Source organism: Pleomorphovibrio marinus, from assembly GCF_003347495.1.
GTDB lineage: Bacteria > Bacteroidota > Bacteroidia > Cytophagales > Cyclobacteriaceae > Pleomorphovibrio > Pleomorphovibrio marinus.
The window spans coordinates 354,310-377,792 of record NZ_QCXY01000005.1 but is presented as its reverse complement, the minus strand read 5'-3'; the positions used below and the strand labels follow the sequence as shown (position 1 = coordinate 377,792).

Below are 23,483 nucleotides of genomic sequence, written 5' to 3'. Positions count from 1 at the left end.
GCATCCGCAGGCTGGATCTTTAACAGCTGGACAGATGGCGAAGGCGAGGAGCTTGGCACGGAAACTACGCTACAGGTCACCATGGACAGTGACAAAACTGTCAGGGCGGTGTTCACTGAAATCCCCGCGGAATATGAACTTACAGTCGAAATCGACGGAGAAGGCATGGTATTCCTTGATCCAGACAATGCCACTTACGAAGTGGGAACGTTGGTCGAACTGACAGCAGTAGCTTCTCTGGGCTGGGTGTTTGACAGATGGGAGAATGATCTTTCGGGATCAGAAAACCCTGAAAGGCTGGTAATGGATAGCAATAAAACGGTGACGGCGGTCTTTGTCTTAGAACAGACTGAAGGGGATGAGGGGTGTAGCCTGGGCTTCTGGAAAAATTCTGACAACTGGTGTTCCGCCTATGATGCCAAGGATAATTTCTTTACCGTGTTTGGTATCACCAATACCAGGAAATTGGGTAGGAAAGGCTACCTGAGTTTAAGAGATGGACTGAGCCAGGGTGGTGGCGGATATAGTAAATTGACCAGACAAGCCATCGCTGCTTTGCTCAATGCATGTAATCAGGGGGTAAATTATCCCTACTCCACATCCGAAATCATAGCTGAAGTCCAAACGGTTTTCAACGATAGGAAGAAAACCAAGTCAGATGCAAATATGTTGGGTGATAAATACGATGAAGCCAATAATGCAGGTTGTCCTTTGAACAACTCAAAATCTCAGGGCAAGGGTAACTCAAAATCTTCGGATAAGGGTAGTTCAAAATCTTCGGACAAAGGCAAAGTGAAGGCGAAATTTGAATCCACTACGAAACTGAAGGTATATCCCAATAAATTGCAAGGACATGGTATCTGGGTCAAATTTACTGAGGTAGAAAACAGTGAGGTCTATTCCGCAGTGGTATATGGCTTTAACGGAAAGCCAATTGCCACCACCAGCTTCAATGTTAAGCCTGGCAGTAGCGATCATTTCTGGGATATCAATCACCGGAACTGGCGCGAAGGGGTCTATATTCTAAAGGTCAGCAACAACAAGGAGGAATTTTCTATACGCTTATTGAAAAATTAACTTCTAACAAACTATGGTCCCGGTCATAAGACCGGGATCATAGACTTTTGCTATTTACCTGATATAAAATTAAAAAGGCTGTAAATTTGTTTACGGCCTTTTTTTTTGCTCTTTATTTCTAGGTAAAAGACTATATATGGGATATCCGACTAAAGTGAAGGTCATTAGAAGGTTTCCACTGAGTTTATTTACTTTGAGTGCTATTCCGGGTAAACCTTTGCTACTGCCCCAGAAAGGAATCAAACTGGTCAAAACCCGCCTCCGAAAACCCATTTACAGCGTCAAATTGGGGATAGTTATACACGCCTTTCGTATTAGTCTGTTTTAATTTTTAGGGAATGAATATTTGGGATAGGTTTAAATTTGTCGGCTTACCTTTTCACCCCACAACATGAGTATCCATTATCTGATCAAGGGATAGGATTCGTTAAGACCTTGCAATACCAAAGGTTTTGAATTTTGCTGTTTTTTGGTGTAGAATGGTAAGGCCCGGGTCCATGGCAGCTGATTTTTGGTTGGTGCAAAAAACCAATTGAACTATTATTCTTTACCTATCTTGAATTACAACCTCGGATCCACCTCCTCACTTTCCAAGGCCAGCACCCCAAACACACTCTCATGAATACGCCGTAATGGTTCCTTTTTTTCAAAGCGTTCCAGGCCTTCTATGCCAAGGGCAAATTCCCGCAAGGCAAGGGAACGCTTTTTGGATAGTCCCCTGTTTTTGAGCCTTTCGAAATTTTCTGGGCTGTTGTATTCCGGGTCGTAGATGATGCGCAGGTATTCATTTCCCCTGCATTTGTTGGCCGGTTAGTGGGTAGTTGTTATCGTCAGAAGCATTTTTTTCCTTTGTTAATGCTCATTCCTTATTCTGAAGAGTTTGTTTAATTGAGTTATGGTTTTTGTGAGAAGTGGTCAAGGCCCATTGGGGTCATACTACTTTAAGGTAAAGACTTTAAAGTAAAACGAAAAGTAAAGCTTCATTTTTTTAATTCATTGATACTTCTCTGCCGAATATGGAATGGCTCACCTACCTAATAATACTTGGTCCCCACGTAAGGTGTATCAAAAATTAAAATTCCATTGAACGTTCACCCATGGCTTACCAAATCCTTGGAACTTACACTTTATTACGGTATTGAGTGACTTCATTTACATTGGTTTTTTTGGTAGCTTCTGCCCATATATATTTGGTTAAACATTTAGGAATCAGAAAGCAATTGTTGGGTTTAGGTTAGTTTATTTTTTGAGTTAGGTTGGGTTTATTTTTATGATTGAGTTGGGTAAATCTCCCCAAGGTCGCTTACGCGATTTTGGGGAGTTTTTTTTGTGGGGTTTTTGGCAAGGGTTTCCCTAGCGAACTACAAACCTCGAAGATGCTTTACAAGATTACTCTGCGTCCATTTCCAGGAATGTTTTCACGCTACGATCGCCATGGCTTCAACGCCACGCTCGCCACGAAGGTGAAAGTATTTTTTTTGGGACCTAACCTTTGAGTTCTTTTTAATCTGTAAGATACTGGATCTCTCGCAATTTTTGCGAGGGATAGTTGGTTTAAGTGATTAATGCGCTACTGCATCTGCCAGCCTCTATGGGAGGAAGTGACTTAGAGACTCGGAGACTTAGAGACGAAGAGACATGGTGACTAAATACGTGTGGCTAGGATATCTTTTGCCCTTTCAGGGCTTTACGAATTCATGTTGTCAATCATACGATGGGCTTTACCCATCGCTACTATCTTTCGCCCCGTTGGGGCTTTTGGGTTGGAGTTCCTGTTAAGGTATCCGATCGAAATTTTTGCTTTTCCCTTGAATTTAGATAGATAATAGACTTACACTCACAAGGCTAAAAACTCCTCAACCGCCACAAGGTTATTGAAGTCTATCCTCTCTACAGCCATGCTGGCAGCTACCTCGCCGCTTATGATCAGATATCTGAAGGTTTGGGTGGGTACGGTTTGGTCATACACCAATGGGATAAACCCTTCATAATTTCTGGAAAAATAATAGGCAATGGATAGGTTGTTCAGGTAATATCCAAAATTATAATTCCTGTTGTAAACGGTCACGCTTCCTTGTAAACCTTGATAGTGGAAGGGTAAACCTGTCCACATCGAATTCGAAAACGACGAGTTTACCGGTACACGCATATAGACCAGCACCATTCCATCATCGAGAACATCTTGCGTAATTTCCGGATCATTGATCGTGGCAACCTTGGCGAATATAGCATTCATGGAAGGGTTATTGGTAGTCGTCATCACGCCGTAGGTGCCGTTCACATAGTCCGCGTTGGTAAGGGTGATGTTTTTCGAGATGATATGGATAACACCGTCCGCGCCTGGATCTCCTTTTTCTCCGGGTTCTCCTTGCTGGCCGGGTTCACCTGGTTGGCCTGGCCTACCGGGACTTCCCTGAGGCCCGGTTTCTCCTGGTTCACCCTGTTCTCCTTGGGGACCTTGTTCCCCCTGAGGGCCTTGCGGCCCCTCAGGACCTTCGAACAGGCCGCAACTTGTAAAAAAACAGAAAATCAAAGCTAACAGGAGCTGGGAGGAGGAAAAAGAAAATGAATTCATGATCGTGTAGATTGATTTTGAAGGAATGCTTTAAATTCTACATGTCTGTTCTTCGATATCGGAGTTGACTTCAGTAAACAATATATGTATTATACCATTTAATTTGAAATTAAATTTTACTATTTTTTTGTAGTTGCCTAAAATATTTTGAATTTAACTCACTCTTTTAACTATCTGTTTTTTTGGACAAACCTTCTTTTATTTCTTTATATCCTATGCAATCAAGTATAGCAGTTCTCGCGCTAGTTGGATCCCAAGTTGAAAAAACCTCTGCAAACTGCCCTATCGGAAAAGGAAGGCCGTTCTAGGATTTAGGGAATCGGTAATTGACGGATTTAGCTCACTCAGGGTCTTTTTAAAACTTCTTGAAAGGCCAATCCCAAATATCCTTTTGTCTTTCTGGTCAGACTGGCGAGTGGGCCTCCACTGATCCCTTCCTGCCAAAGGCAGGCCCGACTAAATCCTTCCTAGGTAAATACTCACCGGACCCACCTATCCGGGATTGATTGCCCTTTCAAAATACCCTTGCTGCCTGCACGTGCATCCAGTCGAAGTTCAGCCTTTTGCCTAGACTGGTCCAGCCTTCTTCTTCCCAACATTTCCACCATTCCTCATAGTCGGCCTTAGCAAAGGTAGCGCGATCCCGTCCAGCACTAAGGGGGTTGTTTTCGGGGTCGAAGTCAAGAGCCACGCCCCAGGCATGCATGGACCAGTTTTGGCCCTGCCGCATCCTGCGGTTGTTAAAGCAACCACCAAAAAGATTTAGTCTTAGTTTTTTGATGTCATTTTCCCCGTAAGTGTCCCGCACTTTGACCAGTATTTTCTCCAAACTCTCGGCTACCTTGTTATGGCACCGGATGGTTCTTACGGTGGAATAGGGTTCCCAGGATACCATCATGGGGTAGGGGACACGGATAGCTGTGAGGTTATGTTCCCCCCTTTCTCCGTAAAGGTCATGAAATGCCTGGCTATGCTGTATGGGCCATCGGTTGGGGTGGAGTGACTTGATTTCATCTGGCCTCCAAATGGGTAAGGGTTTTCCCTTTTCCACTAAATAAGATAGGGATTCGTAGGCCGACTGTGTCTGAGGTCCCCATATACCGTCCACAGGCCCTGCATCTATGCCATTTTCATTGGAAGCGTATTGAATAAATCCGATTATACGTCTGATAATGGGCCAGGAGGTAGGTATTTCTTGAAAATGCTGCAGTGCCTGATCGGTCATTGGACCTGGAATTCCGTCTATGACACCGGTATAAAGCTCCTTAGCATTAAGCAAAGTTTGGGATAATTTTACAATGGTTTTCGTTTCCATGGATAGGTCTTGGCTTTATTTAAAGTAATCAATTTTTCGATTAGATTTCAAAATATAATTTTTCTCAATATTTAATTCAAGACTGTTTTCAAAAGGCATTTTGGAAAATAAGGATTTAGAAATATTTTCTGTTTTAATAATCTTATTATCATTTTCAGTTGTAATAATTATCTTGTTCCAGAAAGTTAAGAAAACTTTTTAGCCAATAAAAAAATCTGTTGGTTCGTTAGGAAATGTAGATAATAAGCTCCAAATTTGAAAATAACGGTAGTTTTATTTTGGTGCTGTGATTAACACAGTTTTCGAATTGGTGATGATTACCTAACCCTACATAGGTCTCTCAAATAATCCAATTTAGTCTTCAGAGGTTTTCATTGCTTTTTTTCTGTGGCCCCCGGCTTCAGAAATTTAGCCTTTTCCTTATACCCAATTAGCCACAACCATGATTTTTGAGGTTTTTCAAATACTCATCGAACAGGTAAACCGACATTTTACCCAATTGGGTCTTACTGATGCAGAGGTAGTCATGGACAATATCGCCTTTGTAGATGGCAATGGGGAACAATCAGAGGCCATGCGGGATAAGGTGGTTCTTTCCCTACTCAATTTTCAGGAGGAGCCCTCAATGAAAAACTTCCCTAACCATAGGGTAACAGATGTTATGACCGAATACAGAAACCCGGTGGTTAACCTACATTTGTTTTTGCTTTTCAGCGCCAACAGAAATCATTACAGCAATGCGCTTAGGGACCTGGGGGCAATAATGCGGTTTTTTCAGGGTAAGCGGTTTTTCACCCAAGCCAACACGGTATTTGATAGAGAGGTGAGTTCCATGAGCCAAATCAGGGACTTTCGCTTTACTGTAGATCTTTTCAGTCCTTCATTTGAGGAATTGAACTATATATGGGGGACACTTGGGGGAAGACAGCTTCCCTCTGTGCTCTACAAGCTTTGTCTGATTCCGGTACAGTCCGGTCAAGTACAAGGAGAAGGGGAACTTATACAAGTGATCAGCAAGGAACTCAAGGAACAATAATATGGGAACACTTTCCTATCGCATATTGTGTCGTTTACGGTTTAGACATGACTATTTTCTGAACAGCGGTACTACGAGGTTTGAGGAAATGGGTGAGGAGGATAGAAGAAGGCAGTTGGATGCCTTTGACTGGAGGACCTATTGGGATATTAAACCTACTCCAGCAACCAAAAAAAAACTAGCTCGTCATCAGGTGTTGATAAAAAGTTATGGGGATTCCCTTTTGCTATTGGCCAGGAATGAACCTAACCAGCCCCAGGAAAGTTTTGTGCCTATACCGGCAGGGTTATTTTTCACTTTTTACATTTTCTATAAGGACTCTCAATTTGAGCAATATACCGATATGCCATTTATGGAAGAAGAGTGTATGCTCTTTTCCAACCGGCTGCCTGAAGAACCTTCATTTGCGCACGTCCCTCCTTTGCCTTTATCCGAGGAAGACTTTATCCTTGGTGATTTTATAGTGGACCGTGAAGAATTACTTGCTCTTTTAGAGGAAGAGGGGGAGTCCTTGCCTGGCAACGGAAAAGGCATACTTCAACTGTATATGGAGGGAGGCAGCGGGGATTGGAACATCATGAATTCCAACGGTACCCTGAAAGTGAACCCCACAGTCTTTTGGCTAAAATGCAATAATAGGCAGACCTATTGGCGGTATTTGCGTACCCGGGAAGCCCTTCAATTGGAAACCCTTCAACCCAAACCCTTGACCAAAAGTGGCTTTGTGGAGATTAATCCCATTGAAGACTTTGGACAGGAACAGGGCTCTTTTGAGGGGTGGCATTTCCCAAACCCCAGCATCAGGCATCTTAAAAGGGACTCAGATCGATTGATTTCAGAAATACATTTATAACCCAATGAATCCATGGCAACAAATTACAGAACCCCAGGTGTTTATATAGAGGAGATTTCCAAATTCCCTCCCTCTGTAGCACAAGTAGAGACAGCCATCCCAGCCTTTATCGGTTATACCGAGATGGCAAGGGAAAAGGAGGCGGACACGGAGGAGACCTTGCTCAACAAGCCCACTCGCATCGTGTCTATGCTGGAATATCAGACACATTTTGGAGGCCCAGACCCTGAAACTGGTATCCGAATAGACATTTCTGAAGTGGAAGGAGAAAAACAGGTCTTGGTGCAGAAGCCAGAGGAGGCTGCCAAGTCCCCTTTTATGATGTATTATGCCATGCAGGCTTATTTCGCCAATGGGGGCGGACCCTGCTATATAGTGGCTGTAGGGATATACAATGATTCGGAACCTGCTTCTCCAGTAGTGCTCGCAGCCTTAAACCATGGCTTGGAACAACTCGAAAGTGAAGATGAACCTACGTTGATCTTATTTCCGGATGCCACCTCCCTGGGAGAGCCAAGCGAGTTTTATGCACTTTACAACAACGCTCTGGCTTTGTGCAGCAAGATGCAGGATAGGTTTACCATTATCGATACCTACACCAACAGCATAGCTACTGAGATAGGTGACGTCACAGGGGTTAGGGAATTAATCACCTCCAGCCTGGAGGAGAACAAGTATGGAGCTGTGTATTTCCCCTATTTGGAAACTATTCTCAACTATGCCTACGACCCCGAACGGACTACTGTATCCCATAGGGTGCTGGATGCCTCTCCGATATCGGATATCTTGGAGGAAATTGATGAGATCATGTCCGAGGCCGAAGAAATTGTGGCTGACCTACCGGCTGAGACCACGGCTTTTGAGGATGCTAATCAGGCGATTCAAGACGGAACCGAGACAGAAGCAGTAGAAAACAAGTCTACTCTTATAGATCCATTGGAAACCATTATTGGTTCCCTGACAGAGTTTCGAGAGCTGATGGGAGAGGTGGTGCAAAACACCAATAATGCGGCAAGTCTAGCTGCAGACCATGAAACAGAGGCAGATGCCGCCACTGATGCTGCAAACAACTTAAATGCATCCGTTGAGGACGGTTCTGACCTAGCAAATTTAATCCAAACCCTGCAGGGTCACTTGGACACCCTTAATGGTGACATAAGTGGGGAAGATGTACAAAGCAACTCCGAGAATGCCCAAACGGCAATTGACGATGCCAATTTGAGTGTAGTTTTGCAGCAGATGTTGGACCTGATAGACCCCCCTATTTTGGATGCGATTCTGGCCATTGAAGAACTGGACATGGAATCTGAAGGGGCTTTGGATGGGATGGATCTCAGTGAATTGCAGGAACTGGACAGCGGCATATACAATAAAATAAAGGCGGAAATCAATAAATTACGCGTGGTTTTACCCCCATCCCCATTGGTGGCGGGTGTTTATGCAAAGGTGGATTCTACCAGGGGAGTGTGGCATGCCCCGGCAAATGTTTCCTTGAACTATGTGGTGAAACCAGTGATCAAAATTACCCATGAAATGCAAGGAAGGCTGAATGTGGATACCATTGCCGGGAAATCCATCAACGCCATACGAACCTTTACAGGAAGAGGTACACTGATTTGGGGCGCACGTACCTTGGCAGGAAATGACAACGAGTGGAGGTACATACCTGTACGGAGGTTTTTCAATATGGTAGAGGAATCTGTCAAGAAAGCCACGGAGCGTTTTGTCTTTTCTCCCAATGATGCAAATACCTGGGTTAAGGTCAGGGCCATGATCGAAAATTTCCTGGTATTGCAATGGCGTGCCGGTGCCTTGGCGGGAGCCAAGCCGGACCAGGCCTTTTATGTGCGTGTGGGACTGGGTCAAACCATGACCGCTTTGGATATTTTAGAGGGAAGAATGAATGTGGAGATTGGTATGGCAGTAGTCCGGCCAGCGGAATTCATCATCCTGAAGTTCTCTCATAAAATGCAAGAATCCTAAAAACCCAATTTTCCATCATAAATCTCAATGATCATGAGCTATCCATTGTCAAAGTTTCACTTTACCGTAGAATGGGGTGGGACTAAAATAGGTTTTACGGAGGTTTCCGGACTAGATGTGGAAACCGAGGTAATTGAATATAGGCACGGCGCCAGCAAGGAATATTCCACAACCAAGATGCCCGGCCTTCAAAAATACACGAATATCACATGTAAGCGAGGGACTTTCGCCAGTGACAACGAATTTTACGATTGGTTCAATTCCATTTCCCTCAACCAGGTTGATCGAAGGGATATCACCATCAACTTGCTCAATGAGGAGCATGAACCCGTGGTGGTGTGGAAGGTGAAAAATGCCTGGCCCACCAAGATCCAATCCACTGACCTAAAGGCAGATGGCAATGAGGTGGCCATAGAGTCCATGGAACTGGTGCATGAGGGCCTTTCTATTCAAAACGAATAAGGGTTATGTCCGAATTCTATCCACCGGTTGGCTTTCATTTCCTAGTGGAATTTTCTGGCTTGGAAGCAGAGGAGGCGGATATACGGTTTCAATCTGTGAGTGGGCTTACCGTAAACATGGATACGGAAGATGTGTCGGAGGGAGGTGAAAACCGCTTCAAGCACAAGCTGCCCCTAAGGACCAACTACCCCAACCTTACCCTAAAAAGAGGAGTGGTGGTGGGTTCAGCACTTATAAACTGGTGCAGGGATGCCTTGGAAAACTTCATCTTCGAACCCAAGGACCTTACCATTAAATTGCTAAACGAGCAGCATGAGCCACTACAGACCTGGAATATCGTCCATGCCTACCCGGTAAAATGGGCAGTGGACGATTTCAACGCTCAGGAGAGTAAGTTAGTTTTGGAAACCCTGGAATTGAATTACCATTATTTTAATACAATTAACTGATGCCAATAGAAATCAAAGAACTGCATATCAAAATTCATGTGGATGATGAAAAAGAAACGGAAGGTATAGCCACAGGGCTGGACACCGGAGAGTTGGTGACCAAGGCTGTGGAGGAAACCATGGAACTGATCAGGCTACAAAAAGAACGATAATCAAATGGGGCAAGGCAAATTGGAGAAATTAAGGCTGGTAGCCTACAGTGATCCCCAGTTTAACAACAAGGTAGGGGATGGGGAGTTTTTGTCCCTTATCAACCCTGAAAAATATACTTTCCAGTACAAAATAGACCAGAACGAGGATCAGGCAGCAGGCACTAGTGCGGCACCCACCAGGTTTAACAAGAAAAAGCCAGAAGAACTTAGCCTGGACTTTGTTTTTGACAAAACAGGGGTTGTCCCAGATAGTGGTCGTTCTGAAGATGGGGTTATTGATGATCTCGATCGTTTTAAAAAGGTTATTTTGGACTATAATGGGGAGCAACACAAACCCAATTACGTGATGATAGCCTGGGGCAGCCTTTTATTCAAGGGAACCTTATCGGAAATGTCAGTGGAGTTTAAACTCTTCCAGTCGGATGGTACTCCTCTTAGAGCCGTGGCAAAGGCTAAGTTTAAAGGTTTTGTGGAGGATGAGTTAAGGGCGGCCAAGGAAAACAACTCCTCCCCTGATCTTACCCATTACAGAGTGGTGAGGGCCGGGGAAACTTTACCCCTGATGAGCTATCACATTTATGGCGATTCAAAATATTATATAGAAGTGGCAAGAGCCAACGGAATAGTGAATTTTCGTGACATCATTCCAGGGCAAGAAATATATTTTCCACCACTCAAAAAAAACCAGACATGAGCAGAGGAATTATCCAGAATGAAAGAAGTGCCGATCTGGTTACTCATAAAATCTTTTTAGATGGAAGTGAAATTCCTGCGTCTGTACAGGTAAAAGATGTGGTGGTGCACAAGGAAATCAACCGCATTCCTTATGCCAAGGTCACCTTCTTGGATGGCGATCCTGCGGATAGGGACTTCCCATTGAGCAACCAGGACCAGTACCTGCCCGGAAAGACGGTGGAAATATTGGTGGGGTACCATTCTTCAGAGGAACGAATTTTTCTTGGGTTGGTAGTATCCCATAGATTAAGCATAAAAAATGGACAGGCAAGACTCATTTTGGAATGCCGGGATGCTGCCACTAAAATGACAGTAAAAAGGCGAAGTGGTTATTTTTATGATCTCACCGATGCAGAACTCATAGAAACCCTTGCTACAAGAAATGGCTTGGAAGCAGAAGTTGCTTCCACCTCCATTACCCATAAGCAAATCACACAGTACCAGGTTACGGACTGGGATTTGCTTGTCACGCGTGCCCAGGTAAATGGTATGGTCTGCAAGGCGGAGGATGGTAAAATTACTGTAGCTCCTCCCGATCTGAGTCAGGACAGTCTTGAGGTTGCAGTATTTGGTGCAAATATCCTGGATTTCGATGCGGCCATGGATGGCAGGGATCAGTTTCAAAAAGTAAGTGCCTATGGTTGGGACAAAGTAGCTCAGGAAATTACAATTGTGGATGGGGAAAACCCATCCCTGGAATTGGGGGGGAATGTAAGGCCAGATGATTTAGCAGGGCTTCTGGGAACTGATCTCCTAGAACTTAGACATGGAGGTGTTATTTCCGGAGCTTCACTACAGGAATGGGTAAATGCAAAGTGGTTATTTCAGCAGTTGGCCAAAATCCGGGGGAGGGTACGTTTTCAGGGGACCCCTAGGCTTTTTCCCGGAGGGATGATTACCCTAGAGGAACTAGGGGACAGGTTTAGCGGCAAAGTTTTTATCAGTGGTCTTATCCACAACGTGACTGAGGGCAATTGGACGGTGGATGTGCAAATAGGGATCAGCCCCTCTTGGTTTACGGAAAACTACGACATTCATCCTCCTGTAGCATCAGGTTTGTTTAGTGCATGTCGTGGACTTCAGGTCGGTGTCGTGACCCAACTTGAAGATGATCCGGAGGGTGAAGACCGAATCATGGTTAAGATACCTATTGTAAATGGGGAAGAACAGGGCATTTGGTGCAGGTTAAGCAATATGGATGCGGGGGAGGAGAGAGGAACCTTTTTCCGTCCTGAAATTGGCGACGAGGTAGTGTTGGGTTTTATAAATGAGGATCCAAACCAAGTGGTAGTATTGGGAATGTTGCATAGTAGTGCAAAACCCTCTCCCGAAAAGGCGGCAGATGATAACCATAGAAAGGGTTATGTCTCCCGCTCAGGAATTTCCATGGTATTTGACGATGAATCTAAGTCCCTAACTATCCAAACGCCTGAGGGTAAAACCCTTACCCTCAATGAAGAGGAAGATGTGATAGAAGTGGAAGACAACCACGGCAACAAGATTTTAATGGATGGCGATGGGATTACCCTTGAAAGCGCAAAAGATTTATTGCTAAAAGCTGGGGGTGATGTTACTATTGAAGGAATGGATATACATCTAAAGGCGCAGAGCCAATTTAAGGCAGAGGGAAGTGGCGGTGCGGAAGTTTCCACCTCCGCCGTGGCAGTACTAAAGGGCTCTCTGGTACAAATTAACTAAAGAAAGAGAAATGGGACAACCAGCAGCAAGGATCACAGATATGCATGTGTGCCCTATGGTTACCGGAACGGTACCCCACGTAGGAGGGCCTGTTTTACCTCCTGGAGAGGCAACAGTATTAATAGGAGGCCTACCAGCCGCGCGTGTAGGTGACATGGCAACCTGTACAGGACCACCAGACACCATTTTGGCTGGATCTTCCACAGTATTTATTGGAGGGATGCCGGCAGCTAGAATGGGTGATAGCACAGCTCATGGGGGAAGTATTGTGGCAGGTGAATTTACGGTATTGATCGGATGATTCCTTAAAGATAAAAAAAGATGAAATCGAGCCTGCCTGGACGGCAGTCAGGCATGACGAGCACGTCACACACTGGGATGATTATCCTTTGCGAGATTCCCCGAAACGAGTTCCCCAATCCCGATAGGTAGGGGACAGGACAGGCAGGGGCAGGCTATCCCGAAATACGGGACAGGTTATGACCTTTAAAAAACAAATCATAGTAACATGAAGGAAGAACTTGGTTTTTTGGGAAGAGGATGGTCCTTTCCTCCGTCTTTTGACAGAAAAGAAAAGGGGGTGAAAATGCTCACTGCTGAGGAGGATATCCAAAGCAGCTTGCAAATCCTTCTTTCTACCAAGCTGGGGGAAAGGATAATGCAACCCAACTTCGGGTGTCAATTGGATGAATTTCAGTTTGTTCCCTTAAGCCGGACAACTTCAACCTATATTTCTGATCTGATCGAAAAAGCAATTCTTTATCATGAGCCCAGGATCAATGTAGACAAAATCACATTGAAAAATAGTGATAGTAACCAAGGGGTTGTACTTATTTCCCTGTCTTATACAGTGAGAGCTACAAATTCCCGGTTCAATTTGGTATTTCCTTATTATTTAGAAGAGGGGAGGTTAGGCTAGGGTATGTTTATAAAAAACGAAGGGGTGAGAAGACTTTTACAGCGGCCAGGTACCAATCAGGCCGAAAGGGCTCACCCTGCCTTGCAGCCTGACCAATTAAAACTTTTGGAGTTAGAACCTGAAGATTGGATAATTTTTGCATTCAACTTTTCCAAGCACGTTCCCTTTTTCGAAACCAAGTTTCCTGACCGTATCGTAGGTACCTGGAAACTTTTTTTCGAAGAGTTGTTGGAAGAAGAAGCAGTTCCCACAAAAGGAAGTCTGGCATATAGTCAGCTAAAAGAAAAGTTGCAAAGTAAGCTTAAGTCCATAGCGGAAAGCGGAGAGATGCAACCTCACTTGGGCTTAATGCTTACTTTTTTTAAACTAATGGATGTTCCCAAAAAAACATTTAACCAGCTCCCCAAGCGTCACCTAGACTTTTATTACAAAGAAATATTACAATTCAAAAAAAAACCAATTATTCCTGACAAAGTATATTTGGTTTTTGAGGTGGCCAATCATACAGCCCCTAAGGTGCCAAAAGGGACTGGAATCACAGGGGTTAAGGACAATTTTGGAAAAGCTATCCGCTACCTTACCAGTACCGACTTTTTTCCCAACCAGGCTTATCTAGCAGGATTTAAAAATAGGTATACGGACAAGGATAAAAAATTGGTGAGAATTAGTCAAGTCGCCAGTTCCCTAGATGGCCAGGGAGCTGATTTTTCTGGAGGGAATGAAAGTTGGTGGCCTTTTGGGCATCCTGAAGAAAATATACCTTTGAAGGATGGTCAATTTGGATTTTTGCTTTCATTGGAAGATATTAGAAGTGATGCGGGAATAGCTCGGACCTTTATTCTTGATTTTGATTTTGATCAAACTTTCAAGAATTCATTATCTCCACAGGAATTGGCCCATGCCATCGAGGTTACCTGTACGGGAGAAAATGGGTGGTTGAGCCTCCCTTTACAGACCTCGGGTGGTTTTCATTCTCATCACGGCTCCAAACAAATAAGGATGGTAATGGTCGCCTCTGCAGAAATGGACGGCATCATTCCTTATGATGAGAGTCTTCACGACGAGTTACCCCTTTCCTTTAAAGACCCTGTTTTGGCCTTTCGAATTAGGGTGAGCGATGACAATACCTATGAATTTGCCCAATCAGTTTCTGAAAACCCCTTGAAGCAAATACGGGTAAGAAGTCGGATAAACGGGATAAAACACCCTTCCCTCTCCAACGATTTAGGGATACTACAGCCTGAAAAACCCTTTATGCCCTTTGGAGCCATGCCCAGACGAGGATCAGGCTTTTATCTAAAGTTCCCGGGCTTATCCACTAAAAGGGTAACTTATCTAAAATTAAACCTTACTTGGGAGAATTTTCCGGAGAATATAGCCACACACTATGAAAAATATAAGGAAATAACCGAGGATTATTTTACCTATGACCTTTCTGTAAAAAAAGGACAGAGTTGGTCACCCTTACTAGAAGGTATCACCTTGTTTGATGAGGTAAAAGGAGGAAAAGCGAGTACTAACCTTGTTTTGGGCAGCTTAAGTAAAAATCAGCCAGTAGCCATCAATGAAGGGTTAAAATTGACTTTAAAACAATCATTTTTCCATGAGCAGTTTCCTAGGTTATATGCTCTTGCCATGACCAAGAAAAACCCAAAAAATCATGTACCCAATGAACCTTACACACCGATAGTAGGAGAGGTGAGTATTGACATCGCCACGGATAAAATCTACTCTGAAACTAATTTTGAAGAGCTTCATTTATGGCTTTTCGACGATTTTGGCGCATGGCCCGAGTCTCCTTCCCTGAAGTCAGAGATCTCCCATGCACTTCCAAAGCACCTGCAGTTGTTAAATTTTCCGGGCCCTGGAGGGGAGTTGTTCATTGGTATCCATGCACTTAAGGAAGGCCAGCAATTATCTTTGCTTTTTCAATTACGCGAAGGCAGTGAAAATCCGGACCAAAAATCTTTTGGTAGCAGCCCTTCTCTGACATGGTCAATCTTAGTAAACCATCATTGGATACCTCTTCAGCCCAGTGAGATTTTGCTCGATGGCACCAAAGGTTTGCTTCAGTCTGGTATTATACGGTTCCAATTCCCCAATGTGGCATTTAAGGAAGGAAGCAGAATGGAAGGCGGGGGAGTATGGTTGAGGGTTAGTACGAATATGCATTTTGATGCCTATAGCCAATTCATCACTATCCTCCCCCAAGCGGAAGAGGCAGTCTATGATGGGAATAACCAAGACTTGGGTCACCTTGAAAATGGTCTTCCGGCAGGGAGTATCACCAAAATGGAATCCAGGATAGCAGGAATCAAGGGTGTCGAACAGCCATTCAGCACTTTTGGTGGCAGAGGTTTAGCCTCTGATGAGCGTTTTTACATCCAGAAATCGGAAAGGTTAAGGCACAAAAACAGGGCCATTTCACTTTGGGATATGGAGCGTTTGGTTCTCCAGCACTTTCCAGAGGTTCATAGGGTCAAATGCTTGAACCATTCTCATTCCCACTCTTTTCTGGCACCTGGTCACGTTATGATTGTAGTGGTACCAGATACTGTTAACAAAAATGTCCATGATATCTTTAAACCTTCCCTGGGTCAATCCACCCTTCAGAAAATAAAGGAATTTTTGTTGACCAAATGCTCTCCTCATGTAAAAGTGGAAGTGACTAATCCCGGATATGAAGAGGTAAGTCTAAAGCTGAAGGTGAAGTTTTCGGAGGGTAAGGATAAGGTATATCATTACAATCAACTCCAGCAGGACTTGGTGGAATACTTATCTCCTTGGACCAAAAAGGAAAAAAACGCCATGGAATTTGGGGTCAACGTGCAAGAAAGTCTTGTGATTCATTATATAGAAAAGCTACCCTACGTGGACTATTTAAAGGAGCTAGTTATGGAAAAAGACAAACAGCCCATGCGTCCTGGTATTTATCCAAAGAACCCATTTCATATTTTGGTTTCAGCCAAATCGCACAATATCACGATCATATAAGTGAACCCATTTATTTATGCCCCAGACCTCCCCACATATAAGTATTCCTAAACAGATAGCTTCGAATGATGCCAGGGATTTTTGGTACCTAAGGGATATTGGGATGGAGCATATTCGCGCTATTAGCGGAAAAATATGGACGGACCATAACCTGCATGATCCTGGCATTACCACCTTGGAGGTATTATGCTATGCCATTACGGATTTAGGATATAGGCTTTCCCTACCCATTGGTGATCTGCTTTCTCCTGATGATGCCACCACATGGCAAGGTCAATTCATTCTTCCCGATGATATTCTCCCCACTCAGGCTGTAACTGTATTGGATTATCGGAAATTGTTTATAGATCTTCCAGGAATCAGAAATGCCTGGATTGTACCTGTTGAAAAGAAGGTGTATGTGGATTGTAAGCATTTCAGGATGTCTTATGATGCCTCAATATGGGATGAGCTGCCGGAAAGGCACAGGAAGACCTTTGCCATGAAGGGGCTCTACGAGGTGATTGTGGATTTAGACGGAAGCATACCCTTTCAAAAAGCCAGACGTAAGGTCTTTGACCGCTACCACAGCCATAGAAACCTATGTGAGGATTTGCTAGAGGTAAGGGAGGTGGAAGGCTATCCCGTCAAGGTTTGTGCATTAGTGGAGCTGGAGCCAACTGCTAATGAAGAATGGACCTATGCCGAGATAGAGAAAAGAATCGGTCAGTATTTCTCCCCTGAGGTTCGGTTTTATGGGTTGCAGGAAATGTTTGGGAAAGGCCATTCTTTGGAAGAAATACTGGAAGGACCACTTTTGTCCAATGGTTTTTTGGATGATGAGGAAGTGAATAATGCCAAGCTTAAAAGTGAGGTGCGCCTTTCGGACATCATCCGTATTATCATGGAAATCCCAGGAGTGAAATTGATCAAGGATATTGAAATGGGGGAATGTAACGGAAAGGCGGACAAAATGGTTTGGCTACTAAATGTGCCAAAGGGCAAAAAACCCTATCTGTGCAACCAAAGTAAATTTAATTTCTTTAAAGGATTGCTGCCTCTAAATATTGACCAAAATAAGTTGTCGGCTTATCGACGGCAATCCATCCAACCATTATTATTGGGTAGTGGATCAATTGGCATTGAGACTGCAATATCCCTTCCCCCCATCAGGCCTGTTCCTCTAGAGCAATATAAAAGTGTACGAAATGATTTTCCTGATACCTATGGTGTAGGAAGAGTTGGTTTGCCGCTTTCTTCCACCCCTGAAAGAAAGGGGCAAGCAGCCCAATTTAAGGCCTATCTCCAATTCTTTGATCAGGTGTTGGCCACCTATTTCAAACAGCTTTCCAAGGTAAAGAACCTCTTGTCCTTGGAGGGGGATGAACAGCAAAGCCTGTTCTCCCAAGTGGTAGATGATCTTGGGGACACAGAGGAATATCTTGGATTATGGTACACGGAAGAGATGCTTAAGGACCTTATGGTGGAACCCTTTGATGAAGCACTAAAAAAGCGTAATCAGTTATTGGATCATCTACTTGCGAGGTTTTCAGAGCGTTTTAGTGATTATGTATTTGTGATGAAAAGGCTATTCGGAGATTCCTTTGAGGATCAAACCACCGAGAGTAAATCAAGGTTCCTCAGGGACTACGCGACCCTGGGAATGGAAAGGGGAACGGCTATGAATTTTTATAGGCAACCACCGGAAGAGCTGTGGGATACGGAAAATATTTCGGGTTTGGAGAAGCGGGTCTCGCTGCTTGCAGGATTTAGAAGTTATTTACGTCGTCACTTAAGCAGGTCCTATGTGGAGGTTTACACTTTCAAAAGCACGAATGGCAATAGGGTTTTTCGATGGAGGATTTATGATAATAACCGAAGCATCCTGCTTTCAGCCACCCAAAACTATACGAGTACGAGTCGTGCCTACGAGGAAATTTACATGGTACTCCAGCAGGTGATCCAAATTGAACCCGATCAGATTGAGGCACATTTTGAGGCTACTGAAGAGCTAGGATACGAAACAGCTGATGTTGGATGTTTCAGGATTACCAAATCCCCGAGAGGCAGGTATTCCTTCAGCATTATAAACCCGGCTATACAAAATCCAAGAGATCCTAATCGGATTATAGCAAGTCAGTATCGGTATTACGCTAAAGAGAATATAAAAGGAGCCATATTATCCTTTAAACGATTTATCAAAGAAAGCTTTATTGAGGAAGGCATCTTTCTAGTGGAGCATATTCTCCTTCGCCCCTCTTTTGAAGATATTGAAGGTGTTTCCCCCACATTCATGCCCTTTTGTAAGGAAGACTGTGAAAGTGGTGGCGTACTGGACCCCTATTCTTTCAGGGTTTCCATCATCATACCCGGCAACACATTTAGGTTTGCCGATATGGTATTTCGGGATTATTTGGAAAACCTGATACGAGAGGAACTTCCAGCCCATATCTTGGCAAAGATCTGCTGGATAGGAAATAGGGAAGAATCCATCCCAGGACAGGATAACCCATTGGTCAGGTTCGAAGAGGCTTTTAGGGATTTTCTATTGGCGCTAAGCAAAGGACAATACCAAGAACACCAGAATTTTGTGGAAGTCTTATCGGGACTGCGATCCATTTACCCCACAGGCAGTTTGTTTGACTGTGAAACGGAGGATGATGGATCATTGCAGGATAAAATCATCGTAGGAAGAACCAATTTAGGCAGTATATAAAAAGCCCATTATCAATCATGTCAAGTAGATTAACCAGCATTCTCCCTAATTACAGCAGCTACCAGGCCGACCAGGTGCTTACGCATACCCAGCTCAATGAAACCATTGCCTATTTTGAAGATCAGGACCGACTTACGCGGATAGGCTTGAGTGGTGTCGGGATTGCCTATGGGCTTACACTAGAACGGCAGAGCAGTGCAGGAGTTACGACAATAACTGTACATCAAGGGTATGGCATTACCACAGATGGGGATCTTATAACCTTATATAGACCCTTAGAAGAAGGGAGTAAAGAAAAAACCATTCAAATCCCATCCCTTTCATTTACACATTACAGGCCCTTTGAAGATGAGCATGCCCAATATGACAGGTTAATCCAAGGAGAGGAACAAGGGGAAATGTATGAGCTTTGTGAAGAAGGTGCCGAAGAGGCTCATCCCTTACATGGTTGGGAAGATTTTGATGACCATGTTTTGTTGCTTTATCTGGAATCCTATCCAAGGTCTCCTGACATTTGTGGGGATATCAATTGTGATAACCAGGGAGTGGAACAAGTGGCCAAATTACGATTTTTGCTGATCCCTCTCGCTTTGGCGGAGCATCTCGTGGAGGGTGATAGTATTTTCCAGCAGTTCAATGAAAGATCCGAAATCGTAAGAGCCCTGCGCCCTATATCCTTGATGAAAGTTCAGGTAAATGGTGACACTGTAAAGCAAGCCATTGATTTGGACAGACAATACAGAATAGCCATTGAGGAAAGCAACGCCCTGGAGGATTTTCAAAGTGGCTTAAGGAGTATATTGGATTTTTACAATACTTTATGGCATAATGATCCAGTTGTGAGGCAGTTATCCAATGATTTGCAAGGCTTGTTGGATAGGGGTTTTGATTTCGACAATAGCCAATATGGCTATAATCAGTATAGGTATAAATTGCTTTTGGACGTCTTGGACACCTACCTCAGCCTGCTACAACTGGTTAGAAAGCTTCATGCTTTACCTAACCCCGATATTACGGCATTTCCCAAGCATTTATTGTTAGGAAGACCGGGTCATGAGGATTACAGACATGGCTTCTACCCTTCACCAGTTATCAGCGATTACTATAGAGAAGTGGAGGAAATTAGATTTTTGCTAAGGAAAATATACTATCAACTTTTTAGCTTTGACCCTGTTCCGGATTTGGGAGTAAGGATTATTCCCATAGCCGGAAAAGACAATGTCCCTTCCATTCCATTCTATTATCACAATAGTTCAGGTTTGCGTCAACATTGGACTTCTCAATCATTGATTACTCCCTTTACTTATTTTTTTGATCTGGGACAAAACCCCTTATTGTTTGAGGTAGAAAGTGATGGATACCTCATTGGTGGCCATCTGGGTCAGGAAGGGGAAAACACCTTTCAGTTAATAAGGGATAGGGTAAGGGAGTTTGGTTTAGAATTCAGCATTCATCACATAGATCTTGCCCTTCAACCTAGGGAATACCAGCAGTTTATTAGGGAACACCCTGGAATAACGCACAGAGCAGGTGTAAGAAGAGGAGGGACCTATGTGCTAATAAGTGAAAATAACAGGGTCATCGCAGATTTCAGCCTTAATTACACCTTATCTCCGATAGTCCATCAAGGATCTAGTCATATAAAGGTGGAGGAATGTCGCTATCCTTGGATCAGTAGCTTAAAATACCTGAATAACCTGTCTAGGAGCCTCAGAGGTACACCTAGAAGGGTGGGTGTGGCACCCACTCATTACCGTTTGGTGGTCAATGAATATGCAATCAATGGCCAAGCATTAATAACGGGTCCGGTAGTGGTAAATGTACCGCTAGAGGAAATATTGACAAGGAGAATGCATGCGATTACCGAAGCCCTTAACCGACGTTTCCCTGAGGGGCTCATCTTTGATTTTAATGAGCATCTAAAGAGGTTTGTCATCATTAGGGCCTTTGATGACCAATTTAGGGTTACATTTTCAGATAATACACTTTCTGTATCCAGTCCGGCTTTTACCTATACCCAAGAAGGGTATTTCAGGGGTAATCAACCCTTTAGGTTGGAGTCTCAACGCTGTGAAGAAAGAAGAAGGTATAGGCCTACCACCTACCGTCAGTTGCAAGATGAGTTTGCCCCTGTCAATAAAGATGATGACCAGGGTAGGTATCAAGGAAGGTGGGCAGAATGGTACAGTCTAATCGAAAGACTTGACCGTACCAGAAATGAGCTTGTGACACCTCGCTTTATCCGAAGACTTAACGACCTGCCTAATTCAGTCAGGCTTATTATTGAGAGGGTGAGAGGCACCTTAAACCAGTCAAGTATTCCTCATGAGCTGTATCTATCTGGTGAATGGGTAGAAGGGGGCTGGGTTAGTATAGAGATGCTCAACCGTTATGGTAGTTCCAATAACATCCATGAACCAGCCGTTCGGTTTGTCCAATTAAGAAGGATCTTGCATCATAAAGATCAAGCCACCAAGGCTTCCCTATTTGTAGTGCTTAACAGGGAAAGCGATAGGACACGGCTGATGAATATTCTGGAACCCTGGACGAATAGGGCTGATATTTATATTGAAGGTCCAAGGGTAAGGGGAAGAAGGTTGATTATAGACGGTAAGGAAAAAATAAGGATAACATGAAAAGGGACCATTCATATCAAGTCCGGCTGATGAATGGCCCCTCATGGGCAAACGTTGTCGCGATGCGCTACATTCTACGTCTTCTTACTGCCTGTACTGTTTACGTTACGGTTGAATCGTTTCCAAAACTCCGCTTCGCTTACTTAGACTGCTTGTTGACTCAGCTACGCCCGCTCTACTCGTATACTATGCCAGTAAAATCTCCCTCAGGTTGATCCTGAGGAAGAATAAATATATAGATTTAAATTTTAAAACACAAATTTCACCCCTTTGAAATCAAGTCAAAAACATATCATAAATAAGCTTACCGTCGAGGTTTTCACCAATTCGAAAAATACTGGAGAAAAAATTCAAGAAAACCTGACTGATTTTTTGCGAGAAAACCTATTGATTTGGTTGGAAGGGTATTTTGCCCAGCTTGAGAAAAATACTTTGGGGGGTAATCACCTCAGGTTGGATAACCTCACCCTAGAATTGTCATTAAAAAAAGAAAATGCTCGATTACTTAGTCAAAACCCAAGTTCTTTGGATCAAATAAAGGGGGAATTTCTGTCTTTACTTAAGGAGACCTTTAAGGAAACGATTAGATCTGTAGATTTGGACAGTCCTGACCCTGGAGGATTTATGGCAGGTGCCGGTAAAAAATCAAAAAGTAGGGAAGTTGCTAAAAACAATAGGCTTTCATTGGACAAGTCAGAAGAAGAATATTTCTTAACTAAACCTGAACATTTGGTTCAAACATGGTTAACCTTTCTTAAAACAGGTTTGCTTCCTTGGTGGATAGCAGAAGTTGAGTTTTTGAAACAGGAATGGAGAATGGAAAACCTGCTTCGGCACCTTGAACATACCAAATTTCAAAAACCAGTGTGGGAAGCCTTAAAGGGGTATAATGTTCGACTCCGTCTTTCTCTTCACTATAGGGAACCGGATATTTTTCTTCTTTTTTTGACCCTTTTCCAGTTGTCTAAACCTCAAAAACTAGAATTTTCAGAGCGTTTTTTTCAACTCTCCCACTCAGCACAGCGCATAATTGTGGCATGGTGTAAAGCTGTATGGGCAGGATTGGCCAAACAAGTAGATATCCAGGTTGATGTCGGGTCTTTTTCTGATTTGGATGATAAGTCCTTAGAAAGTCATTCCTCATGGGAATTTATTCAAATGCTTGAAAAAAAGCTGGCCCAGCATTCCCAAATTTGGCAGCAGTCGTCTTTTTCTGTAGCTGAATTTAAAAGGCAAGTATGGGGATTATCTCATAAAGGCAGAAAATTAACCTTTAAGCATAATATAAGTCACAACCTTAAAAAGCCTAAGCAAAACACCGAGTGGATAAAAAAATGGGATTCAGTAAAAAAAGAGGAAGAAATCCAAGCAGATCAAGAGGTTCTTGAGGAGAAAATGGAGGCAAAGTACCTATCTAGGGCAGGATTGATTATTTTATATCCCTTTCTACCTTCATTTTTTGAGGACTGTAAAATTTGGAATCAAAAGGATAAGGTATGGATCAATCAGGAAAAAGGGGTTCATCTCTTATATTATGTTGCCACAATGGCTGAAGAGCCATGGGAATTTGAATTGGGTTTTGAGAAATTTTTATGCGGGGTACCTCTAGAAAAGCCGATTTCCCCGGGATTTAAGGTCAGTGAAGAAGATAAAGCAAAATCGGATCGCCTATTAGAAGGTCTGCTCGGGCATTGGAAAAATATCAAAAGCACAACTATTGACACCATTCGGTTAGAATTCTTACAGCGTTCTGGGAAATTGGAATATGGTGAAAATGCAGTTACTCTTCATATGGAAAGAAAGGCACAAGATATCCTGTTGAAGGGGCTTGATTGGGGACTGGGGATGGTAAAACTTCCTTGGAAAAAAGAGCTTATCGTAGTGAACTGGTAATGAAAACCTAA

At 43.5% G+C, this 23,483-nt stretch carries 17 protein-coding genes and 1 pseudogene; 15 read left to right on the top strand and 3 right to left on the bottom strand.

All coding sequences use genetic code 11. The features are described 5' to 3' along the window. Positions 1-1,077 (top strand): InlB B-repeat-containing protein (locus tag DB520_RS15265; RefSeq protein ID WP_157972109.1); only part of this gene is annotated, 1,077 nt, incomplete at its 5' end. A 561-nt stretch (positions 1,078-1,638) separates the two neighbouring features. Here the strand turns inward: DB520_RS15265 and DB520_RS27495 are convergent. From DB520_RS27495 to DB520_RS15240, 3 genes and pseudogenes are all read right to left on the bottom strand, one after another. Then, positions 1,639-1,875, bottom strand: a pseudogene (locus tag DB520_RS27495) (hypothetical protein); the annotation flags it as partial. Positions 1,876-2,914: 1,039 nt separating this feature from the next. Continuing rightward, the gene (locus DB520_RS26715) at positions 2,915-3,652 is read right to left on the bottom strand and encodes a collagen-like triple helix repeat-containing protein (RefSeq protein ID WP_157972108.1); all 738 of its coding nucleotides are present in this window, start codon (positions 3,650-3,652) and stop codon (positions 2,915-2,917) included. Positions 3,653-4,166: 514 nt separating this feature from the next. Beyond that, complete coding sequence (locus tag DB520_RS15240; RefSeq protein ID WP_114750570.1) at positions 4,167-4,967, bottom strand: peptidoglycan-binding domain-containing protein; 801 nt, start codon at positions 4,965-4,967, stop codon at positions 4,167-4,169. Positions 4,968-5,409: 442 nt separating this feature from the next. Between DB520_RS15240 and DB520_RS15235 the strand changes: the two genes are divergently transcribed. The 14 genes from DB520_RS15235 to DB520_RS15175 all read left to right on the top strand — a co-directional run bounded on the left by DB520_RS15235 (position 5,410) and on the right by DB520_RS15175 (position 23,472). Further along, positions 5,410-6,003, top strand: a complete 594-nt coding sequence (locus tag DB520_RS15235; protein WP_114750569.1) for a DUF4255 domain-containing protein — start codon at positions 5,410-5,412, stop codon at positions 6,001-6,003. A gap of 1 nt (position 6,004) precedes the next feature. After that, on the top strand, positions 6,005-6,856 hold the full coding sequence (locus DB520_RS15230) for a hypothetical protein (protein ID WP_157972107.1): 852 nt from the start codon (positions 6,005-6,007) through the stop codon (positions 6,854-6,856). A gap of 12 nt (positions 6,857-6,868) precedes the next feature. Then, the gene (locus DB520_RS15225) at positions 6,869-8,839 is read left to right on the top strand and encodes a phage tail sheath C-terminal domain-containing protein (protein ID WP_114750567.1); all 1,971 of its coding nucleotides are present in this window, start codon (positions 6,869-6,871) and stop codon (positions 8,837-8,839) included. Positions 8,840-8,872: 33 nt separating this feature from the next. Beyond that, a complete protein-coding gene (locus tag DB520_RS15220; RefSeq protein ID WP_114750608.1) occupies positions 8,873-9,301 on the top strand; it encodes a phage tail protein in 429 nt (142 codons plus the stop codon). Between the two features lie 5 nt (positions 9,302-9,306). Next, a complete protein-coding gene (locus DB520_RS15215; RefSeq protein WP_114750566.1) occupies positions 9,307-9,750 on the top strand; it encodes a phage tail protein in 444 nt (147 codons plus the stop codon). Next, on the top strand, positions 9,750-9,902 hold the full coding sequence (locus DB520_RS27055; protein WP_198675354.1) for a DUF5908 family protein: 153 nt from the start codon (positions 9,750-9,752) through the stop codon (positions 9,900-9,902). Before DB520_RS15215 ends, DB520_RS27055 begins: the two co-directional genes overlap by 1 nt. A gap of 4 nt (positions 9,903-9,906) precedes the next feature. Next, positions 9,907-10,596 carry a CIS tube protein gene (locus DB520_RS15210; protein WP_114750565.1) on the top strand — a complete coding sequence of 230 codons (690 nt, stop codon included), beginning with the start codon at positions 9,907-9,909 and terminating at the stop codon, positions 10,594-10,596. After that, positions 10,593-12,335 (top strand): type VI secretion system tip protein VgrG, encoded by a 1,743-nt coding sequence (gene vgrG, locus DB520_RS15205; RefSeq protein ID WP_114750564.1) that lies wholly within the window; start codon positions 10,593-10,595, stop codon positions 12,333-12,335. Before DB520_RS15210 ends, vgrG begins: the two co-directional genes overlap by 4 nt. A gap of 10 nt (positions 12,336-12,345) precedes the next feature. Next, on the top strand, positions 12,346-12,636 hold the full coding sequence (locus DB520_RS15200) for a PAAR domain-containing protein (protein ID WP_114750563.1): 291 nt from the start codon (positions 12,346-12,348) through the stop codon (positions 12,634-12,636). A gap of 207 nt (positions 12,637-12,843) precedes the next feature. Next, positions 12,844-13,254, top strand: coding sequence for a GPW/gp25 family protein (locus DB520_RS15195; RefSeq protein WP_114750562.1), 411 nt, complete (start codon positions 12,844-12,846; stop codon positions 13,252-13,254). A gap of 24 nt (positions 13,255-13,278) precedes the next feature. Next, positions 13,279-16,248: a baseplate J/gp47 family protein gene (locus tag DB520_RS15190; protein WP_198675353.1), complete on the top strand. Its 2,970-nt coding sequence runs from the start codon at positions 13,279-13,281 to the stop codon at positions 16,246-16,248. A 16-nt stretch (positions 16,249-16,264) separates the two neighbouring features. After that, positions 16,265-18,943, top strand: coding sequence for a hypothetical protein (locus DB520_RS15185; RefSeq protein ID WP_114750560.1), 2,679 nt, complete (start codon positions 16,265-16,267; stop codon positions 18,941-18,943). Between the two features lie 17 nt (positions 18,944-18,960). Continuing rightward, a complete protein-coding gene (locus tag DB520_RS15180; RefSeq protein WP_114750559.1) occupies positions 18,961-21,579 on the top strand; it encodes a hypothetical protein in 2,619 nt (872 codons plus the stop codon). Between the two features lie 270 nt (positions 21,580-21,849). Then, a complete protein-coding gene (locus DB520_RS15175; protein ID WP_114750558.1) occupies positions 21,850-23,472 on the top strand; it encodes a contractile injection system tape measure protein in 1,623 nt (540 codons plus the stop codon). The last annotated feature ends 11 nt before the right edge of the window (positions 23,473-23,483 follow it).

Excerpts from the sequence above, each read along its gene's own strand:
- DB520_RS26715 (WP_157972108.1), bottom strand. The coding sequence starts at position 3,652 with ATGAATTCATTTTCTTTTTCCTCCTCCCAGCTCCTGTTAGCTTTGATT.
- DB520_RS15240 (WP_114750570.1), bottom strand. The coding sequence starts at position 4,967 with ATGGAAACGAAAACCATTGTAAAATTATCCCAAACTTTGCTTAATGCT.
- DB520_RS15235 (WP_114750569.1), top strand. The coding sequence starts at position 5,410 with ATGATTTTTGAGGTTTTTCAAATACTCATCGAACAGGTAAACCGACAT.
- DB520_RS15230 (WP_157972107.1), top strand. The coding sequence starts at position 6,005 with ATGGGAACACTTTCCTATCGCATATTGTGTCGTTTACGGTTTAGACAT.
- DB520_RS15225 (WP_114750567.1), top strand. The coding sequence starts at position 6,869 with ATGGCAACAAATTACAGAACCCCAGGTGTTTATATAGAGGAGATTTCC.
- DB520_RS15220 (WP_114750608.1), top strand. The coding sequence starts at position 8,873 with ATGAGCTATCCATTGTCAAAGTTTCACTTTACCGTAGAATGGGGTGGG.
- DB520_RS15215 (WP_114750566.1), top strand. The coding sequence starts at position 9,307 with ATGTCCGAATTCTATCCACCGGTTGGCTTTCATTTCCTAGTGGAATTT.
- DB520_RS27055 (WP_198675354.1), top strand. The coding sequence starts at position 9,750 with ATGCCAATAGAAATCAAAGAACTGCATATCAAAATTCATGTGGATGAT.
- DB520_RS15210 (WP_114750565.1), top strand. The coding sequence starts at position 9,907 with ATGGGGCAAGGCAAATTGGAGAAATTAAGGCTGGTAGCCTACAGTGAT.
- vgrG (WP_114750564.1), top strand. The coding sequence starts at position 10,593 with ATGAGCAGAGGAATTATCCAGAATGAAAGAAGTGCCGATCTGGTTACT.
- DB520_RS15200 (WP_114750563.1), top strand. The coding sequence starts at position 12,346 with ATGGGACAACCAGCAGCAAGGATCACAGATATGCATGTGTGCCCTATG.
- DB520_RS15195 (WP_114750562.1), top strand. The coding sequence starts at position 12,844 with ATGAAGGAAGAACTTGGTTTTTTGGGAAGAGGATGGTCCTTTCCTCCG.
- DB520_RS15185 (WP_114750560.1), top strand. The coding sequence starts at position 16,265 with ATGCCCCAGACCTCCCCACATATAAGTATTCCTAAACAGATAGCTTCG.
- DB520_RS15180 (WP_114750559.1), top strand. The coding sequence starts at position 18,961 with ATGTCAAGTAGATTAACCAGCATTCTCCCTAATTACAGCAGCTACCAG.